We start from the raw sequence: 17,608 nt of genomic DNA on the forward strand, positions 1-17,608 counted from the left end.
CGACGGACGCGCGTGGCCTCAATCGGTGCGGGTGCATCGGCTTGTACCATTTATCGGCGAATCATAGGATCGAAAAGAGGGCAGAAGTAGCGGCGTCTCCCAGCCGGCGCATCGCGGAGGATGAGCCACAGCGGCCGAGGCAACGGCTTTGCCCTCGAGGGAGTGACGGATATGTGGATGATTCCATGGACCGTCGTGCTTAAAGTGAAAAGGACCCGGACGGGCTGGGCGCTCGAAATCCGGGTCCAGTTCTTCACCTAAGCAAAGGAGGCCGGAGTTCGCGCTCCGGTCTCCGCTCCTTGAATATATGCGAATTCAACTTGAACGGCAAATCGCGCGAGCGGGTGCGTTGCTACAGCATCGGCCCAAAAATCGGAATCGATTTTTGGAAAGCACGATGCGGTGATTCAATAGGTTAGAGCGTCCTTTGTGCGTCCATTCGGACGCACGGCGCTCTAGCGCTGGAAGGGTGGCAGGGCGTCGAAGGCGCTCTTCAGCGAGTCCGACCAGCCGTCCGAGACCGTCCGGTAATACTCGTCCTTGCCGTCGAAGCGGCGTCGATAGCCTCTGACGTAGCTGTCCAGTTCGTAGAACTGCATGTCGATGGGAAGGCCGACCGACAGGTTCGACTTGATGGTCGAATCGAAGGAGACGAGCAGCAGCTTGGCACAGTCTTCCAGCGACATCTCCGGATCGTAGGTCCGGATGATGATCGGCCGACCATATTTGTGCTCGCCGATCTGGAAGAAGGGATTGTCGCGCCCTGACTCGATGAAATTGCCTTCCGGATAGATCATGAACAGCCGCGGACGCCCGCCCTTGATCTGGCCGCCGAAGATGAAGGAGGCCGAAAACACCGAATCGGCGCTCTGTCCGCCCTGGGCGTTGCCGGCGATGACTTCCCTGACGGTTTCGCCGATCAGCTTGGCGGTCTGGAACATCGACGGCTGGGTCAGGATGCTGGGCTGGCGCTCGGCCGGTGCGAGCATGCGCTCGTCGAGCAGCGACACCGTCGCCTGGGTGGTGGCGAGGTTGCCCGCCGACAGGAGGCACAGGAACCGCTCTCCCGGCACTTCCCAGGTCTTCATCTTCGAGACGACGGAGATGTTGTCGAGCCCGGCATTCGTCCGTGTGTCGGACATGAATACCAGACCCCGGTCTACCAGAAGTCCCACGCAATAGGTCATTGAAGTCCGTTGCCCCCATAAGGACCGGCAGAATCGCTGCCTCGACCTGCAGGCCGATCAATCCTCCAAGTTTTGGTCCCTGACAACTAGCATGGCCTACTTGCCACAACCTTTTCCAAGCGTGTTGCTTTGTCAGGGACGCTAAAGGGGACGTCTGGGCGCGCTGGGGCTTTGGCCTCAGGCCCCCGGGTAGAACCGGTAGTTCTGGCCGATCTCCTGGGCGAGGCGGTTGTTGTCGCGGATGAAGACCTCCAGAAACTCGTGCAATCCGCCGTCGATGATCTGCCTTACGCTCGATCCGGACAGGCGCTCGTTGAGCGCGGTCGCGGTCTCGAAGCAGGTGTGGCGGATCTCGTAGTTGCGGCCGAGATACTTCAGGCTCTCCTCGATCACCGTGTAGCAATAGCCGAGTGAACGGGGCATGCGACGATTGAGCATCAGGAAATCGATGATGTTCACCGCGCTGTACTGGCCGTCATACTCCCAGGCATAGGATCGGTGGGCCGAGACCGAGCGCAGGATCGACCGCCACTGGAAATCGTCGAGCGCCGAGCCGACCTGGCTGTGTTCGGGCAGGAGCAGCCAGTATTTGACGTCGAGGATGCGGGCGGTGTTGTCGGCCCGCTCGATGAATGCGCCGAGATTGCAGAAGTCGAAGATCTCGTTCCTCAGCATCGTGGTCTGGAAGGCGCCGCGGATGAGAGCGCCCTGACGTTTCACGAGATCGATCACGGCCGGCAGCTCGCGCGCCGTCACCGGGGAGGATAGCCGGCGTTGGACGACGAGCCAGCTCTCGTTCAGCGCTTCCCATACCTCGCGCGTCAGCGCCGTGCGCACCATCCGCCCGTTGGTGCGGGCGGTTTCCAGCGAGGCGCGCACGCTCGACGGGTTGTCCCGGTCGCGCAGCATGAAGTCGACGACGGTCTCGGGGTCGTGAGTGTCATATTTGGCGTTGTAGGCCGCCTCGACCCCGGCCGAGACGAGAACGGACTGCCATTCGTCCGGCTCCGAGGACAGGTTGGTCAGGGAGATGCGCTGGCCGGCATCGAGCAGTCGCGCGGTGTTTTCTGCCCGCTCGATGTAGCGGAACATCCAGAACAGGCCGTTTGCGGTGCGTCCGAGAAGTGCCATCGATCAGTCCCTCAAAACCCAGGTGTCCTTGGTGCCGCCGCCCTGGCTGGAATTGACCACCAGGGAGCCCTCCTTGAGGGCGACGCGGGTGAGGCCGCCGGGAATGATGCGGACCTTGTCCGAAACGAGGACGAAGGGGCGCAGGTCGACATGGCGCGGAGCCAGTCCGCCATCGACGAGGATCGGCACGGTGGAGAGCGCCAGCGTCGGTTGGGCAATGTAGTTCGTTGGTCGCTTTTTCAGCTTTTCGGCAAACATCTCGCGCTCTTCGCGGGTGGATGTCGGGCCGACCAGCATGCCGTAGCCGCCGGAACCGTGAACTTCCTTGACGACCAGCTCCTCCAGATGTTCAAGCACGTATTTGAGGCTGTCCTCTTCGGCGCAGCGCCAGGTCGGCACGTTCTGCAGCTTGGCCTTTTCGCCGGTATAGAACTCGACGATCTCGGGCATGTAGGAATAGATCGCCTTGTCGTCGGCGATGCCCGTGCCCGGGGCATTGGCGATCGTGATGCCGCCGTTCTTGTAGACCTCCATGATGCCGGGAATGCCGAGCATGGAGGCGGGGTTGAACACCTTGGGATCGAGAAAGTCGTCGTCGACGCGCCGGTAGATCACGTCGATCGGCTTGTAGCCCTCGGTGGTGCGCATCTGGATGCGCCCGTCGATCTCGGCGACGTCGGAGCCCTCGATCAGTTCGACGCCCATCTGGTCGGCGAGGAAGGCGTGCTCGAAGAAGGCGGAATTGTAGATGCCGGGGGTCAGCACCGCGATGGTCGGCGTGCCCTCGCAGGCGGGCGGCGCGACGGCGGCAAGCGAGCGACGCAGGTGATGCGGGTAGGTTTCGACCGGCCGCACGCGGTTTTGCGAGAACAGCTCCGGAAACATCTGCATCATCGTTTCCCGGTTCTCGATCATGTACGAGACGCCGGAGGGGGTGCGGGCGTTGTCCTCGAGCACGTAGAACTCGTTCTCGCCGCAGCGTACGATGTCGGTGCCGATGATGTGGGTATAGACGCCGCCGGGCGGTCGGAACCCCCGCATCTGCGGCAGAAAGGCCTCGTTGCCGGAGATCAGCCTCTCGGGCACGATGCCGGCCTTGATGATCTCCTGGTCGTGGTAGAGGTCGTCGAGGAAGGCGTTGAGCGCGATCACTCGCTGCTCGATGCCCTCGGCCAGACTGTCCCACTCGGCCTTGGCCATGATGCGCGGGACGAGATCGAATGGGATCAGCCGCTCGGCTGCTTCCTCCTGCCCATAGACGTTGAAGGTAATGCCGGTCCGCCGGAAGAAGGCTTCCGCCTCTCCGGCCTTTTCGCCCAGCGCTTCGCCGTCCTGCTCGCGAAACCATTCGTTGAAGCGGGCATAGGGATCGCGGACTTCCTTGTCAGATATCAGCATCTCGTCGAATGGTTTCACTGGCGCCCTCCGTCTCTAAGGCACCTAAAGAGAAAGCCGGCGACGAGAAAATCAAGTCGCGCGGCTGTTTTGAATTCCAATGCCTAATATTTTATCAGACAGCTTCGTCTTGTCATCGGATCTTGCGCGCAATGGATGCAGCCTGGCCCGCAAATGGGGATGGCCCGCACGGTCAGGACGGCCTTCAACGAGAGGATGTTTGCAAGCCGGGCGCATCTCCCATTTAACTTGCGCGGCTTGGAGGGATGGCTGGCGATGGCGAAAACGCGCGAGGATGAGGCGACACGGCTGGACGAGGCGGCGCGGGCCGGCTGGCTCTACTACGTCGCCGGCAACACCCAGGACCAGATCGCCTCGAAGCTCGGCATCTCCCGTCAGGCAGCCCAGCGCCTCGTTTCCCACTCGGTCGCGGCGGGCCTCGTGCGCGTGCGCATCGATCATCCGATCGCCGCTTGCCTGGAGCGCGCGGAAAGCCTCAAGGCGCGCTACGGCCTCAAATATTGCGAAGTCGTGCCGTCCGATCCCGCTTCCGCCTCGACGATCCTCGGCGTCGCCGAGGCCTGCGCCGTGGAGATGGAGCGCCGGCTGCGCCGCGACGAGCCGACGATCCTCGCCGTCGGCACCGGCCGGACCCTTCGTGCGGCGGTCGAGCATCTGCCGCCGATGGCCTGCACCCAGCATCGCATCGTCTCGCTCACCGGCAATATCGCGCCGGACGGCTCGGCCTCGGTCTATAACGTCATCTATTCGATGGCCGATCAGGTGAAGGCCCCGCATTATCCCATGCCGTTGCCGGTCGTCGTCTCGACGCCGCGCGAGCGCGAGCTCCTGCATCGCCAGAAGGTGGTGGAGCTGACGCTGCAACTGGCGGCGAAAGCCGAGGTGACCTTCGTCGGCGTCGGCGAGGTCTCGGCCAGGGCGCCCCTCGTCGTCGACGGCTTCATCACCGCCGACGAGCGCGAGGATCTCGATCGCCAAGGCGCCGTCGGGGAGATCGTCGGCTGGGTCTATGACAGCGCGGGCCGGCTGATCGACTGCCGCTTCAACGAACGCGTGGCGAGTGCTCCGATTCCTCCGACCAGCCGCGGCGATGTCATCGCCGCCGCCATGGGCCCGGCCAAGACCCCGGCCATCCGCGCAGCCGCTACGGGCGGGTTGATCAACGGGCTGATCACCGACGAGGCGACGGCGCACCGGCTGCTGGACTGACGCGACGGGGGGCGATCCGGTGACCCGGCCCGATACGGCGGCGCTCATTCCCGTCCCGTTGCGCGGAAGGATTGCAAATCACGGTCGTGTCTGTTTCCTTTTCAATGAGCGAGGCCAGGGCTTTGACTGTTGCAGTGCGGAATGGAATTCGGTTGACAATGCCCCTGTAACAGTGAAGTTTTGCTCCGCCATTGAATAATTGCTCAAACGAGAGCTGGGAGGCCTTCATGAGATTTTCCGTGCTGACGGCGGGCGCAGCCGCGCTCCTCGCCGTCGCGACGACGGCCGCGTCCGCGCAGACGACGCTGACGATCGGTACCGTCAACAATTCCGACATGATCCGCATGCAGGGCCTGACGCCCGAATTCGAAAAGCAGCATCCGGACATCAAGGTGAACTGGGTGACGCTGGAGGAGAACATCCTGCGCCAGCGCGTCACCACCGACATCGCCACCGGCGGCGGCCAGTTCGACATCATGACCATCGGCACCTACGAGGTTCCGATCTGGGCCAAACAGGGCTGGCTGAAGCCGCTCGACGGGCTCGGTGACAATTACGACATGGACGACCTGATCCCGGCGATCCGCTCGGCGCTGTCCTCCGACGGCAAGCTCTATGCGGCGCCGTTCTATGCCGAGAGCGTGCTGACGCTTTACCGGAAGGACCTCTTCGAGAAGGCCGGGCTGACCATGCCCGACAAGCCGACCTGGGACTTCATCGCGGAAGCCGCCGAGAAGGTGACCGACAAGGACGCCGGCGTCTACGGCATCTGCCTGCGCGGCAAGCCGGGCTGGGGCGAGAACATGGCCTTCCTCGGCAACATGGCCCGCGAGTTCGGTGCCAACTACTTCGACGCGGATTGGAAGCCGCAGTTCGAGTCGGAAGGCTGGAAGAAGGCCGTCAGCCTTTATGTCGACCTGATGACCAAATACGGTCCTCCGGGTGCCGCGTCCAACGGCTTCAACGAGAACCTTCAGCTCTTTGGTCAGGGCAAGTGCGGCATGTGGATGGACGCCTCCGTCGCGGCATCCTTCGTGACCGATCCCAAGCAGAGCCAGGTGCCGGACAAGGTCGGCTTCGCTGCTGCACCCTGCGGTACGGAGAACTGCCCGAACGACGGCTTCAACTGGCTGTGGGCCTGGTCGCTGGCGATCCCCGATTCCTCGAAGAAGGCGGACGCTGCGCAGACCTTCATCTCCTGGGCGACCTCGAAGGAATATCTCGATCTCGTCGCTTCGAAGGAGGGCTGGGCCAACGTGCCTCCCGGCACCCGCACCTCGCTGTACAAGAATTCGAAATACACCGAGGCCGCGCCCTTCGCCGACGCGACGCTGAACGCCATTCAGCATGCCAACCCCGAGCCGACGGCCGACAAGCCCTATTACGGACTGCAGTTCGCCGCGATCCCCGAATTCCAGGGTCTCGGCACGGCGGTCGGCCAGCAGATGGCTGCGGCGCTCTCCGGCTCGACCTCGGTCGACCAGGCGCTGAAGCAAAGCCAGGCGATCGCCACCCGCGAGATGACGCGCGGCGGCTACATCAAGAACTAAGTCCCTTCAACGGGACGACGAACCGGGTACGGGCGGCCGATCAACGAGCCGCCCGGCCCACAGGCCGAGGGAGGAAGACCCGAGTTCCGCACAGACCGCCAGATTTTGGCGGCCCCCGAATTCGTTTCTGACGCGATTTTCTCCCGACGCTTCCGGCCCCGTCCGATCCGGCGATCCGCCCGCGACGGGCGGTGACGACGACGGCAGGAGAGCGGTCCTCTCGCCGATGGCGGGCCGCTTCCATTTTTCAGCGCATCATGCCGATGCGACGCGGCAGAACGGGCAGACGCCATGGCCACCTTGCACACGAAGAATGCGGCACGCGCCATGATGGCGCCGGCGGTGATCGTCCTGTTGATCTGGATGATCGTCCCACTCGCGATGACGCTGTATTTCTCGACGCTGAACTACACGCTCTACAATCCGTTCTCGACCCCCTTCGTCGGCTTTGAGAACTACAGCTACTTCCTCACCGATCCGACTTTTCTCGCCGCCCTTGCCAACACGCTGATCCTCGTCATCGGCGTCCTGGCCATCACGGTGATCGGCGGTGTCCTGATCGCGCTTTTGCTCGATCAGGAGTTCTACGGCGTCAATATCGTCCGGCTCATGGTCATCGCGCCGTTCTTCGTCATGCCGACGGTGGCCGCGCTGGTGTGGAAGAACATGATGATGAACCCGGTCTACGGGGTGATCGGCCAGATGCTGTCGGCCATCGGCCTGACGCCGATCGACTGGATGACCGAAGTGCCGCTGCTGTCGATCGTCATCATCGTTGCCTGGCAGTGGCTGCCCTTCGCGACGCTCATTCTCCTCACCGCGCTGCAGTCGCTGTCGAGCGATCAGAAGGAGGCCGCCGAGATGGACGGGGCGGGGGCTCTGTCGATCTTCTGGTACATCACCCTGCCGCATATGAGCCGGGCGATCACCGTCGTCATCCTCATCCAGACGATCTTCCTTCTGTCGATCTATGCGGAAATCCTGGTGACGACGCAGGGCGGGCCGGGGGCACAGTCCACCAACATCACCTATCTCGTCGCCCAGCAGGCGACCTCCTACGGCGATATCGGCGCGGCGTCTGCCGGCGGCATCGTCGCGGTCATTCTGGCCAATATCGTCGCGATCTTCCTCGTCCGCCTGATCGGCAAGAACCTCGACGCCTGATGATGAAAGCCAGGAACAACGAATACCGGTTTTCCGTCCGGATCTGCGGAACGTAAAGGAGGGCAGACCATGGCACGCAAAGTCACGACCGGCCGGAAAATCGGAACGACGATCTTCGCCTGGTTCGTCGGGCTGGTGATCTTCTTCCCGATCCTGTGGACCTTCCTGACCTCGTTCAAGACCGAGCTGCAGGCGATCTCGATCCCGCCGGTCTTCGTCGGTTTCGACTGGACGCTGGAAAACTACCGGACCATCCAGACCCAGTCGAACTACTTCCACTTCATGGCGAACTCGATCTACCTGTCGCTCGGCTCGACGGCGCTCGGCCTGATCTTCGCCATTCCCGCCGCCTGGGCGATGGCGTTTTCGCCGACCAGACGGACGAAGGACGTCCTTCTGTGGATGCTGTCGACCAAGATGCTGCCGGCCGTCGGCGTGCTGATCCCGATCTACCTTCTCTTCGTGCGCTTCGGCCTGCTCGATTCAAGGCTCGGGCTGATCGTCGTCCTGTTCCTGATCAACCTGCCGATCCTCGTCTGGATGCTCTACACCTATTTCAAGGAGATCCCCGGCGAGATCCTCGAGGCCGCGCGGATGGACGGGGCGAGCCTTTCCAAGGAGATCACCCAGGTGCTGGCGCCGATGGCCGTGCCGGGCATCGCCTCGACGGTGCTCCTCAACGTCATCCTGTCGTGGAACGAGGCGTTCTGGACGCTGAACCTCACGACGTCGAACGCCGCGCCGCTCACCGCCTTCATCGCGTCGTTCTCCAGCCCGCAGGGCAATTTCTACGCCAAGCTCTCGGCCGCCTCGATGCTGGCCATCGCGCCGATCCTGATCGTCGGCTGGTTTTCGCAGAAGCAGCTCGTGCGCGGCCTCACTTTCGGCGCCGTCAAGTAAGGAACAACCGCCATGGGACAGATCCATCTCGAAAAGGTTCGCAAGGCCTTCGGCGACGTCGTCATCATCCCGGACCTCGACCTGAAGATCGAGGACGGCGAATTCGTCGTCTTCGTCGGGCCGTCGGGTTGCGGCAAGTCGACATTGCTTCGGCTGATCGCCGGGCTCGAGGACGTCACCGACGGCCAGATCGTCATCGACGGCCAGGACGCCACCGAGCTGCCCCCCGCCAAGCGGGGCCTTGCCATGGTGTTCCAGTCCTATGCGCTCTATCCGCATATGAGCGTCAGGAAGAACATCGCCTTCCCCTTGAAGATGGCGGGCATGGACAAGGCCGAGATCGACAAGCGCGTCGACTATGCGGCCAAGACGCTGAATCTCGACGCCTATATCGACCGGCGGCCGGCGAACCTGTCCGGCGGTCAGCGCCAGCGCGTGGCCATCGGCCGGGCGATCGTCCGCGAGCCCAAGGCCTTCCTCTTCGACGAGCCGCTGTCCAACCTCGATGCCGCCCTGCGCGTCGGCATGCGGCTGGAGATCTCCGAGCTGCATCAGCGCCTGAAGACGACGATGATCTACGTCACCCACGACCAGGTCGAGGCGATGACCATGGCCGACAAGATCGTCGTCTTGAGGGCCGGCAATATCGAGCAGGTCGGCTCGCCGCTGGAGCTCTACTCGCACCCGCGCAACACCTTCGTCGCCGGCTTCATCGGCTCGCCGAAGATGAACCTCCTCGGCGGCGCCGAGGCCGAAAAATATCAGGCCGAGACGATCGGCATCCGGCCCGAGCATGTCCGGCTCTCGACCACCGAGGGCAGCTGGAAGGGGACGGTGAAGGTCTCCGAGCATCTCGGCTCCGACACCTTCCTGCATGTGGAATCGCCGGTTCATGACGAGCCGCTGACGGTGCGCGCCGATGGCGAGTTCCCGGTCCATGCGGGCGACGTCGTCTATCTGACGCCGGAAGAAGACAAGATCCACCGCTTCGACGGCGAGGGGCTTGCCATGAAGACGAACAGTCGGGCCGTCGCCTGACATCAGCAAGCGGCAGGGCAAGCCTGCGCAGCGAGGCGATCGTGCCGGGCGGAGGCGTCAATCCCTCACCGGCCGCATCTGCCGCACGATTTTAATGAATGTCGCTCCGGCCTCGTGCCGGGCGGCGATCCCGAAATTCTGGAGACCCTTCATGAGCGTGAGGCTTTCCGCTGACACCCTCTCCGACATCGCCGGCAAGGCAGCCGTCCCCGGCTACGACCGCTCCGGTCTTGCGCCCGGCATCCTGCATTTTGGCGTCGGCAATTTCCACCGCGCCCATCAGGCGGTCTATCTCGACGAGCTGTTCGAGAAAGGCGAGGGCCACGACTTCGCGATCGTCGGCGCCGGCGTCATGCCCTCCGACGCGGCGATGCGCGACAAGCTCGCCTCGCAGGACTATCTCACCACCGTCGTGGAACAGGACAATGCCCGCACCAGCGCCCGCGTCACCGGGCCGATGATCGACATGCTGCCGGTCGGCGATACGGCCGCAATCATCGACAAACTGGCCGATCCGGCGATCAGGATCGTTTCGCTCACCGTCACCGAGGGCGGTTATTTCATCGATTCCGATGGCGTCTTCGACCCGAGCCATCCGGCGATCGCGGCGGACGGTCAAAATCCCGATGCGCCGAAGACGGTCTTCGGCCTCATCGGCGCGGGGCTGAAACTGCGCCGCGAGCGAGGCGTTCAGCCGTTCACGGTCATGTCCTGCGACAACATTCCCCATAACGGCAAGGTCTGCCGGGGCTCCGTCGTCGGCACGGCGAGGCTTTCCGACCCTGATTTCGCCGCGTGGATCGACCAGAACGTCGCCTTTCCGAACGGCATGGTCGATCGCATCACCCCGGCGACCAGCCAGCGCGAGATCGACCATTGCCGGGAAACCTTCGGCATCGACGATGAGTGGCCGGTCTATTGCGAGGAATTCAAGCAGTGGGTGCTGGAGGACGACTTTCCCGCCGGGCGCCCGGCGCTGGAAAAGGTCGGCGTCCAGTTCGTGCCGGATGTCGCACCCTACGAGGCGATGAAGATCCGCATTCTCAATGGCGGCCATGCGATCATCGCCTATCCGGCCGGGCTGATGGACGTCCATTTCGTCCATGAGGCGATGGAGACCGATCTCGTCGCGAAGTTCCTCGACAAGCTGGAAGCCGAGGAAGTGCTGCCGATCGTGCCGCCGGTGCCGGACACCGATCTCTCCGACTATTACGCCCTGATCAAGCGCCGCTTCGCCAATCCGAAGATCGGCGACACGGTCCGGCGGCTCTGCCTCGATGGCTCGAACCGACAGCCGAAGTTCATCGTGCCGTCGATCCTCGACAATCTGAAGGCCGGCAAGAGCCCCGATGGCCTCGCTCTGGAAAGCGCCCTGTGGTGCCGCTATTGCTTGGGCGTGACGGATTCGGGCGCGACGATCGAGCCGAACGATCCGAACTGGGACAAGCTCACCGAGCGCGCCAGGGCCGCCGAGAGCGATCCGACGGCATGGCTTTCGATGACCGACGTCTACGGCTCGCTCAAGGACGAGCCCCGCTTCGCCGAGCCTTTCGCGAAATGGCTGAAGATGCTCGCCGAGAAGGGCACCGCCGAGACGCTGAAGGCCTATCTCGGCGAGGGGTAAGGCGCGGACGGCCCTCTTCGGTGCCAGCGAGACCGGCGGTGTCGAAAAGGCGATCTGCAAGAATCGTCGCCGACCGGCGATTACGACCCTCGACGCGGCCCTGCCCGCACAGGAAAACCGGCGCAGTTCTGGCACGGGTTGCCGGGGATCATGTTTCCAGCCGGCTTTTCTTCGAAACATCTTGCGTCGAGGCTCGATAATCACCACCTGCGAGCGGACGAGAGAGGATTGGTCTCTGCGTTGGGCTGATCGTCCTTGCACGGGCCGGATTCATCTTCCATCTCTCGCTGGCTACTTCTGGTCGCCGCCATATCGAGGCCGAATGACCATGAAATGCGCCGTCTCTCACCTGGAACAGATCTCGTGACCGTCACCGCACCATCCGGGGCCTGCGCACCCTCCGACGCGCCGGTCTGGTCTCGGCTTCTCGCCAGATACCGCCAGCCGGATGCCCTGCGGAGCGCGTTCGAGATCGCCATTACGGTCGTTCCGTTCGTTGCCCTATGGGTTCTGGCGGCGCTCGCCGTTGCGCACGGCCACTATTGGGGCCTCGTCCTGACGATCCCCGCCGCCGGGTTTCTGGTGCGGCTGTTCATGCTGCAGCACGACTGCGGCCATGGTGCGCTGTTTGCCTCGCGCAGCGTCAATGACTGGACAGGCCGGGTGATCGGCGTCCTGACCTTCACGCCTTACGACTACTGGCGGCGTGTCCACGCGGTCCATCACGCGACGACCGGCAATCTCGACAAGCGCGGCATCGGCGATGTCGATACTCTGACGGTCGGCGAATACCGGTCCCGGTCGAGATGGGGCAGGGCGCGTTACCGGCTCTACCGGCATCCGGCGATCATGTTCGGCTTCGGACCTGCCTGGCTGTTCATCTGCCAGTATCGCCTGCCGGTGGGGCTCATGCGAGCCGGCGTCGCGCCCTGGACATCGACGCTGGCGACCAACCTTGCCATCGCCGTTCCGGCGGCCGCACTGATCTGGCTGATGGGCCTGTGGCCGTTCCTCGCCGTGCAGCTGCCGATCACGCTCATGGCGGCGACCATCGGCGTCTGGCTGTTCTATGTTCAGCATCAGTTCGAAGAGACCCACTGGTCCGAAGGCAAGGACTGGAAATTCCAGCATGCCGCCCTGCATGGCGCCTCCCATTACGATCTGCCGGCCGTGCTTCGATGGTTCACCGGCAATATCGGCATCCACCACGTCCACCATCTGTCGAGCACCATCCCGTTCTATCGGCTGCCGAAGGTCCTCGACAACCATCCCGAACTGCGGGCCATGGGCCGCATCACGCTCTGGCAGAGCTTGAGCTGCGTCAAGCTGGTCCTATGGGACGAAACGGCCAAGCGGCTGGTTTCCTTCAAGGAAGCCAGGGCGGCCAGGGGCGCGCATCTGGCGCCCGCCTGAGCGCTCCCGGATGTAGCCGAATGGCTGCGCCTTCTTTCGGCGAATATGCGCCGCACTTCCCATCCCGCCCAAATTCCGGCTAGGTCGCTTCCAAGAGGATTTGGGGAGGCGGCATTGGCTGAGGCGTTTCTCGGCATCGACGTGGGAACGGGCAGCGCCCGGGCGGGTCTGTTCGATCGGGCCGGCCGGCTGCTCGGCTCCGCCAAGCGCCCGATTCGGCTGTGGCGCGAGGATCCGAACGTCTTCGAACAGTCCTCGGACGACATCTGGCAGGCGATCTGCGCGAGCGTTCGTGCCGCGCTCGAAGCGGCCGGGCTGTCGGGCGCGGACGTGAAGGGCCTCGGTTTCGACGCCACCTGTTCGCTGGTCGTCCTGGATGGCTCCGGCCGGCCCCTGAGCGTCAGCCGGTCCGGCGACGACGCCCGCAACGTGATCGTCTGGATGGATCACCGGGCGCTCGATCAGACGAGCCGGATCAATCGCATCGGCCATCCGGTCCTGCGCTATGTCGGCGGGCGGATCTCGCCCGAGATGGAGACGCCGAAGCTCCTCTGGCTGAAAGAACGACTGCCCGCGACCTACCGGCGCGCCGGACACTTCTTCGACCTTGCCGACTTTCTCTCCTACCGCGCGACGGGCAGCCTGGCGCGCTCGATGTGCACGCTGACCTGCAAATGGACCTATCTCGCCCATGAGCGCCGCTTCGATGCGAGCTATTTCCACGCTATCGGCCTTGGAGAGCTCGCCGATGAGGGCTTTTCGCGCATCGGGTCCGACGTCGTCGATATCGCGACGCCGCTCGGCGACGGGCTGACCCCTGAGGCCGCCGAAGACCTCGGCCTGATGCCGGGCACGCCCGTCGGCGCCTCGCTGATCGACGCCCATGCCGGCGGGGTCGGCACGGTCGGTGGCGGAGCGGGCAGCGCGGCAGGCGGCGACGGCGCGCAAGCCGATCCGACCGAGCAGCTCGCCTTCATCATGGGCACCTCCTCCTGCACCATGACGCTGACCCGCGAACCTGCCTTCGTCGATGGGGTCTGGGGGCCGTATTTCGGCGCGATGGTGCCCGGCTTCTGGCTGCTCGAGGGGGGGCAGTCGGCCTATGGCGCGGCGCTCGATTTTCTGGTGCCGCTGCATCCGGCCTATCCCGCCGCCGAGCGCGCCGCCGCAGAGGCCGGCCTGCCGGTGCTCGATTTTCTGGAGACGCTGGCCGTCGAGATGGCGGGCTCGCTGGAAGACGCGGCGTTTCTCGGCGCCGAGCTGACCATCGTGCCGGAATTTCTCGGCAACCGTTCGCCCGAGGCGGACCCGCACGCGCGCGGCGTCGTCTCGGGGCTGACGCTCGCCTCCAGCCGGGAGAGCCTCGTTCGGCTGTTCGTCGCCACACTCTGCGGTCTTTGCTACGGCACGAGGCAGATCGTCGAGGCGAACCGGGCAAAGGGGGTGAGGCTAGGCACGATCGTCGTGTCGGGCGGGGCGGGGCATTCGCCGCTTCTGCGCCGGCTTCTGGCGGACGCGACCGGACTTTCGGTGGCGCTGCCGCAAACGAGCGAGCCCGTGCTTCTCGGCAGCGCCATGGTCGGCGCGGTTGCGGCGGGCGCCCATGCCGCACTCGGCGCGGCGGCGGCGGCCATGTGCCACACCGGTGACGTCCTGGAGCCTGCGGGAGGGAAAGCCGCGGAGTTCCATGCCGCAAAGTTTCAGGCCTATGAGCTGCTTCAGCGCTGCGAGCGCGAAACGCGGGCGATCATCCGCTTCTGTTCGCGCAGCCCCTGTCCTTGAGGTCGGCGTCGTCCATATCAGCCATGCCCGCGCCGCGGCCGGGCGCCGAGTTTTCATCGAGGACCGCAAATGGCCAGCGACCGCCAATCCCGCACGATCACCGCGAGCGAACCAGCCGAGCCGCCGCCGCTCGGCGCCGCGCTCGCCTTTCTCGCCATGCTGCCGATCGCGGCCGGCGCCGTCTATCTGTGGATCGGCAGCGAGGCGCAGTCCTTCTTGACCGTCAATCTCACGCTCTTGTGGGCCGCCGCCATCCTGACCTTTCTCGCCGGCGTCAGGCGCGGTGTCAGCTTCCGCCAGCCCGGCGGGCCGACGCTCACCCAGCTCGTCACCATGCTCTGGCTGTTCGGGCTCGGCTTTGCGGCCATCGTCGAGACGGTCTGGGCCTATACGCTGACGGCGACCGTTCTTGCTATCAGCGGCTTCGTCAGCCTCGCGATCCTCGATCCGATCGCCGCCCGGAATGGCGAGGCACCCCTGTTCTTCGCGTCACTCAGGCCGATCCAGATGGGCATACCGATCGTCGCGCTCATCGCGCTGGGGGCCTATGTCTGGCAAAGCCCGCTGTTTGGATGACGGCCCGCCTCGCGCCGAGGCCGAGCCGCCACCCGCCGCTCATTCGGGCGCGTCGGACTGGCCGAGTTCGATGGCGCGCTCGGCCGTCATGCGGTTCTGGCAGGCGGCATAGACGGTGAAGCGGATGGTGCCGTCCATGCTCCGGGCATAGAGCCGGTCGCATTCGGCGTCGCGGAAGGCGATCCAGGCACGCTGGGCCTTCTTGAGGTTCGCCGCCGCCTCCGGATCGCCGCCGTTCTCCTTGGCGTCGGCGTCGTAGGTCTCGGCGTCCTTCACGGCGGTCTTGTAGTTCGCGTTGAGGAGCAGGTCCCAGGCCGCCGATTCCCGGTCGTAACAGCCGTTGACGCCCTCCTCGTTCTCGGCGGGCAAAGCCTCGGAGCAGGGCGTTGCGATCGTCTCGATGCAACGTTTCGGGTCGTCCTGGGATTTCGTCACGCAGGCCTCAAGCGAGGCTTTGTCGGAAGCGAGGTTCTTGTCGGCCGCCGCTGCAGGGTGGGCGAGAAGACAGATTGGGACTAGGATGGATGCGAGGCTTTTCATCTGAAGGGCACCCTCGGGCAATCGAAGCGTCGATATTGATCGCTTTTTCCCTTGGGGCAACTGAAATTTCATGGGAATTGCGATGAGTTCGATCCTGAGCCTGCTGGTCTTCGTGGCCATCGTTCTCGCCGTCGCGATGAGCGGGGCTTTGTTCAAGCCGGGGCCGTGGTACGAGACGCTTGAAAAGCCGAGCTGGAACCCGCCCAACTGGGCGTTCCCCGTTGTCTGGTCGGCGCTTTACGTGATGATCGCGGTTGCCGGCTGGCGGGTCTACGAGGCGGCGGGACTCGTCACGCTGCCGTTCCTTGCCTATGGGGTGCAGCTGATCCTGAACGCCGCCTGGTCGGCCCTGTTCTTCGGCATGCGACGGCCGGGCCTTGCCTTCGCCGATGTGCTGGCGCTGTGGATCGCGGTGGCGGTGAACGCGCTGCTGTTCTATCCGATCGACGCTGTCACAGGTCTTCTCCTGGTTCCGTATCTCCTCTGGGTGACGGCTGCCTCCTGCCTCAATTTTTCGGTCTGGCGCAGAAATCCGGGGGCGTTTCGCGCAGCCGCCGTGAACGGTTGACCGAGGCTGTCGGCTCGGCGCAATAACGGCGCCGGGCCATTTTCGGCCGCGATCATGGAGCATGCCCCGATGCCAGCCTTCGCCACCTATCCGAGTCTTGCCGGCAAGAGCGTCGTCGTGACGGGCGGTGCCTCGGGCATCGGCGCCGAGATGGTCCGCGCCTTTTCGGCCCAGGGCTCCAGGGTGGGATTTCTCGACTTCGACGAGGCCCGCTCCGAGGCGCTGGCGCAGGAGCTCAGGGCGGAAGGTGCCACCGTTTCCTTCGAACATTGTGATCTGCGCGACATCGAGGCGACGACGGCGGCAATCGACAGCCTCGCAGGCCGGCACGGCCCGGCGACCGTCCTCGTCAACAACGCCGCGCGCGACGATCGCCATGGCTGGGAGAGCGTCACGCCCGACTATTTCGACGAGCGGATCGCCACCAATCTCAAGCACATGTTCTTCGCCATCAAGGCCGCCGCGCCCGGCATGATCGCCGCCGGTCGCGGCGCCATCGTCAATATGGGGTCGAACTCCTGGTGGGAGGCCGGCGGCGGCATGCCGGTCTACACCACAGCGAAGGCCGCCGTGCATGGCATGACCCGCTCCTTCGCCCGCGATCTCGGGCCGCACGGGATCCGTGTGAACACCGTCGTGCCCGGCTGGATCATGACCGAGCGCCAGAAGGAGCTCTGGGTCACCGAGGCGGCCATCGAAAAGCACCGCGACCGCCAGTGCCTGAAGGAGCTGATCGATCCGGTCTATGTCGCCCGAATGGTTCTCTTCCTGTCATCCGACGATGCCGCGATGTGCACGGCCAACAACTATATGGTCGAAGCCGGCTCGATCTGAGGCTGACGGCGAGGACATCGAGGCGTGCGCCCGTGAGGCGATGCGGGGCGATTTCCGGCGAGAGGTGCGACGACGATCGGGATGCGGCATTGAGGGATTCCAGACCCATCCCTCCGGCACTGCCCATCCCTGGCAGTCGGGGTGGCCGCTCAATCGCCGCGCAGGCTCCATACCAGCGTCCCGGGTGTCATTCTTCCGGGCAGCTCAAATCAGTCGTCGGCGAGCAGATTCTGCATAAAGCGCGTGACCGCAAGGACCTCGTCCTGCGAAAGCCCGTCATGGGCGCGCTTGAGCCGGTAGCGCAGCTTTTCGAAATTGGCGAGCAGCGGGTTCACCCGGTCCTCTACGAGCACGATGATCACGCTGCGACGATCGGCGGGGTTCGGCCGCCGTACGACGAAGCCTTCTCGCTCGAGCCGGTCGATCAGCGCCGTCGTCGCGCCTGTCGAGAGATTGACGTGCTCGGCCAGCATCTTCGCGTTCACCGGGGCATCGGTATCGGCAAGGAAGGTGATGCACACCATGTCGGTCAGTGCGAGACCGAACTTGCCGGCGAGTTCCTTGTCGATCGTCACGGCCTCGTGAATCATCTGCTTGAACAAATGGGAAAACTGCCGGAAACCGACGTCTTTACCCTGTTCCTGGGTAGGCGGAGGCAGCTGACCGCAGGGCATTG

The 17,608-nt window shown here is 64.4% G+C and carries 16 protein-coding genes; 11 read left to right on the top strand and 5 right to left on the bottom strand.

Features of this window, described 5'->3' with window-relative positions; all coding sequences use genetic code 11:
- Window positions 1-455: 455 nt before the first annotated feature.
- The 3 genes from J6595_RS13190 to J6595_RS13200 all read right to left on the bottom strand — a co-directional run bounded on the left by J6595_RS13190 (window position 456) and on the right by J6595_RS13200 (window position 3,716).
- Window positions 456-1,187, bottom strand: a complete 732-nt coding sequence (locus J6595_RS13190; protein WP_209595035.1) for a proteasome-type protease — start codon at window positions 1,185-1,187, stop codon at window positions 456-458.
- Window positions 1,188-1,364: 177 nt separating this feature from the next.
- On the bottom strand, window positions 1,365-2,318 hold the full coding sequence (locus J6595_RS13195; protein WP_209595036.1) for an alpha-E domain-containing protein: 954 nt from the start codon (window positions 2,316-2,318) through the stop codon (window positions 1,365-1,367).
- 3 nt (window positions 2,319-2,321) lie between these two features.
- Window positions 2,322-3,716, bottom strand: a complete 1,395-nt coding sequence (locus J6595_RS13200; protein ID WP_209595160.1) for a circularly permuted type 2 ATP-grasp protein — start codon at window positions 3,714-3,716, stop codon at window positions 2,322-2,324.
- A 273-nt stretch (window positions 3,717-3,989) separates the two neighbouring features.
- On the opposite strand from J6595_RS13200, the gene J6595_RS13205 reads away from it, so the two are divergent.
- The 9 genes from J6595_RS13205 to J6595_RS13245 all read left to right on the top strand — a co-directional run bounded on the left by J6595_RS13205 (window position 3,990) and on the right by J6595_RS13245 (window position 14,990).
- The gene (locus tag J6595_RS13205; RefSeq protein WP_209595037.1) at window positions 3,990-4,943 is read left to right on the top strand and encodes a sugar-binding transcriptional regulator; all 954 of its coding nucleotides are present in this window, start codon (window positions 3,990-3,992) and stop codon (window positions 4,941-4,943) included.
- A gap of 227 nt (window positions 4,944-5,170) precedes the next feature.
- Window positions 5,171-6,493, top strand: coding sequence for an ABC transporter substrate-binding protein (locus tag J6595_RS13210; RefSeq protein WP_209595038.1), 1,323 nt, complete (start codon window positions 5,171-5,173; stop codon window positions 6,491-6,493).
- 291 nt (window positions 6,494-6,784) lie between these two features.
- A complete protein-coding gene (locus J6595_RS13215; RefSeq protein ID WP_209595039.1) occupies window positions 6,785-7,657 on the top strand; it encodes a carbohydrate ABC transporter permease in 873 nt (290 codons plus the stop codon).
- Between the two features lie 69 nt (window positions 7,658-7,726).
- Window positions 7,727-8,557, top strand: coding sequence for a carbohydrate ABC transporter permease (locus J6595_RS13220; protein WP_209595040.1), 831 nt, complete (start codon window positions 7,727-7,729; stop codon window positions 8,555-8,557).
- A 12-nt stretch (window positions 8,558-8,569) separates the two neighbouring features.
- Window positions 8,570-9,595 carry an ABC transporter ATP-binding protein gene (locus J6595_RS13225; protein WP_209595041.1) on the top strand — a complete coding sequence of 342 codons (1,026 nt, stop codon included), beginning with the start codon at window positions 8,570-8,572 and terminating at the stop codon, window positions 9,593-9,595.
- A 151-nt stretch (window positions 9,596-9,746) separates the two neighbouring features.
- The gene (locus J6595_RS13230; RefSeq protein ID WP_209595042.1) at window positions 9,747-11,219 is read left to right on the top strand and encodes a mannitol dehydrogenase family protein; all 1,473 of its coding nucleotides are present in this window, start codon (window positions 9,747-9,749) and stop codon (window positions 11,217-11,219) included.
- Window positions 11,220-11,582: 363 nt separating this feature from the next.
- Window positions 11,583-12,632 carry a fatty acid desaturase gene (locus tag J6595_RS13235; RefSeq protein WP_342453183.1) on the top strand — a complete coding sequence of 350 codons (1,050 nt, stop codon included), beginning with the start codon at window positions 11,583-11,585 and terminating at the stop codon, window positions 12,630-12,632.
- A gap of 114 nt (window positions 12,633-12,746) precedes the next feature.
- Window positions 12,747-14,414 carry an FGGY-family carbohydrate kinase gene (locus J6595_RS13240; RefSeq protein ID WP_209595044.1) on the top strand — a complete coding sequence of 556 codons (1,668 nt, stop codon included), beginning with the start codon at window positions 12,747-12,749 and terminating at the stop codon, window positions 14,412-14,414.
- A 69-nt stretch (window positions 14,415-14,483) separates the two neighbouring features.
- Window positions 14,484-14,990 carry a DUF3429 domain-containing protein gene (locus J6595_RS13245; protein ID WP_209595045.1) on the top strand — a complete coding sequence of 169 codons (507 nt, stop codon included), beginning with the start codon at window positions 14,484-14,486 and terminating at the stop codon, window positions 14,988-14,990.
- 39 nt (window positions 14,991-15,029) lie between these two features.
- On the opposite strand, the gene J6595_RS13250 is transcribed toward J6595_RS13245, so the two are convergent.
- A complete protein-coding gene (locus tag J6595_RS13250; RefSeq protein WP_209595046.1) occupies window positions 15,030-15,530 on the bottom strand; it encodes a lysozyme inhibitor LprI family protein in 501 nt (166 codons plus the stop codon).
- An 82-nt stretch (window positions 15,531-15,612) separates the two neighbouring features.
- Between J6595_RS13250 and J6595_RS13255 the strand changes: the two genes are divergently transcribed.
- Window positions 15,613-16,098, top strand: coding sequence for a TspO/MBR family protein (locus J6595_RS13255; RefSeq protein WP_245198281.1), 486 nt, complete (start codon window positions 15,613-15,615; stop codon window positions 16,096-16,098).
- A 69-nt stretch (window positions 16,099-16,167) separates the two neighbouring features.
- Window positions 16,168-16,932 carry an SDR family NAD(P)-dependent oxidoreductase gene (locus J6595_RS13260; protein WP_209595047.1) on the top strand — a complete coding sequence of 255 codons (765 nt, stop codon included), beginning with the start codon at window positions 16,168-16,170 and terminating at the stop codon, window positions 16,930-16,932.
- Between the two features lie 209 nt (window positions 16,933-17,141).
- Here J6595_RS13260 and J6595_RS13265 read toward each other — a convergent pair whose 3' ends face one another.
- Window positions 17,142-17,606: a MarR family winged helix-turn-helix transcriptional regulator gene (locus J6595_RS13265; protein ID WP_209595048.1), complete on the bottom strand. Its 465-nt coding sequence runs from the start codon at window positions 17,604-17,606 to the stop codon at window positions 17,142-17,144.
- Window positions 17,607-17,608 lie beyond the last annotated feature (2 nt).

It is taken from the genome of Jiella mangrovi (genome assembly GCF_017815135.1).
GTDB lineage: Bacteria > Pseudomonadota > Alphaproteobacteria > Rhizobiales > Rhizobiaceae > Jiella > Jiella mangrovi.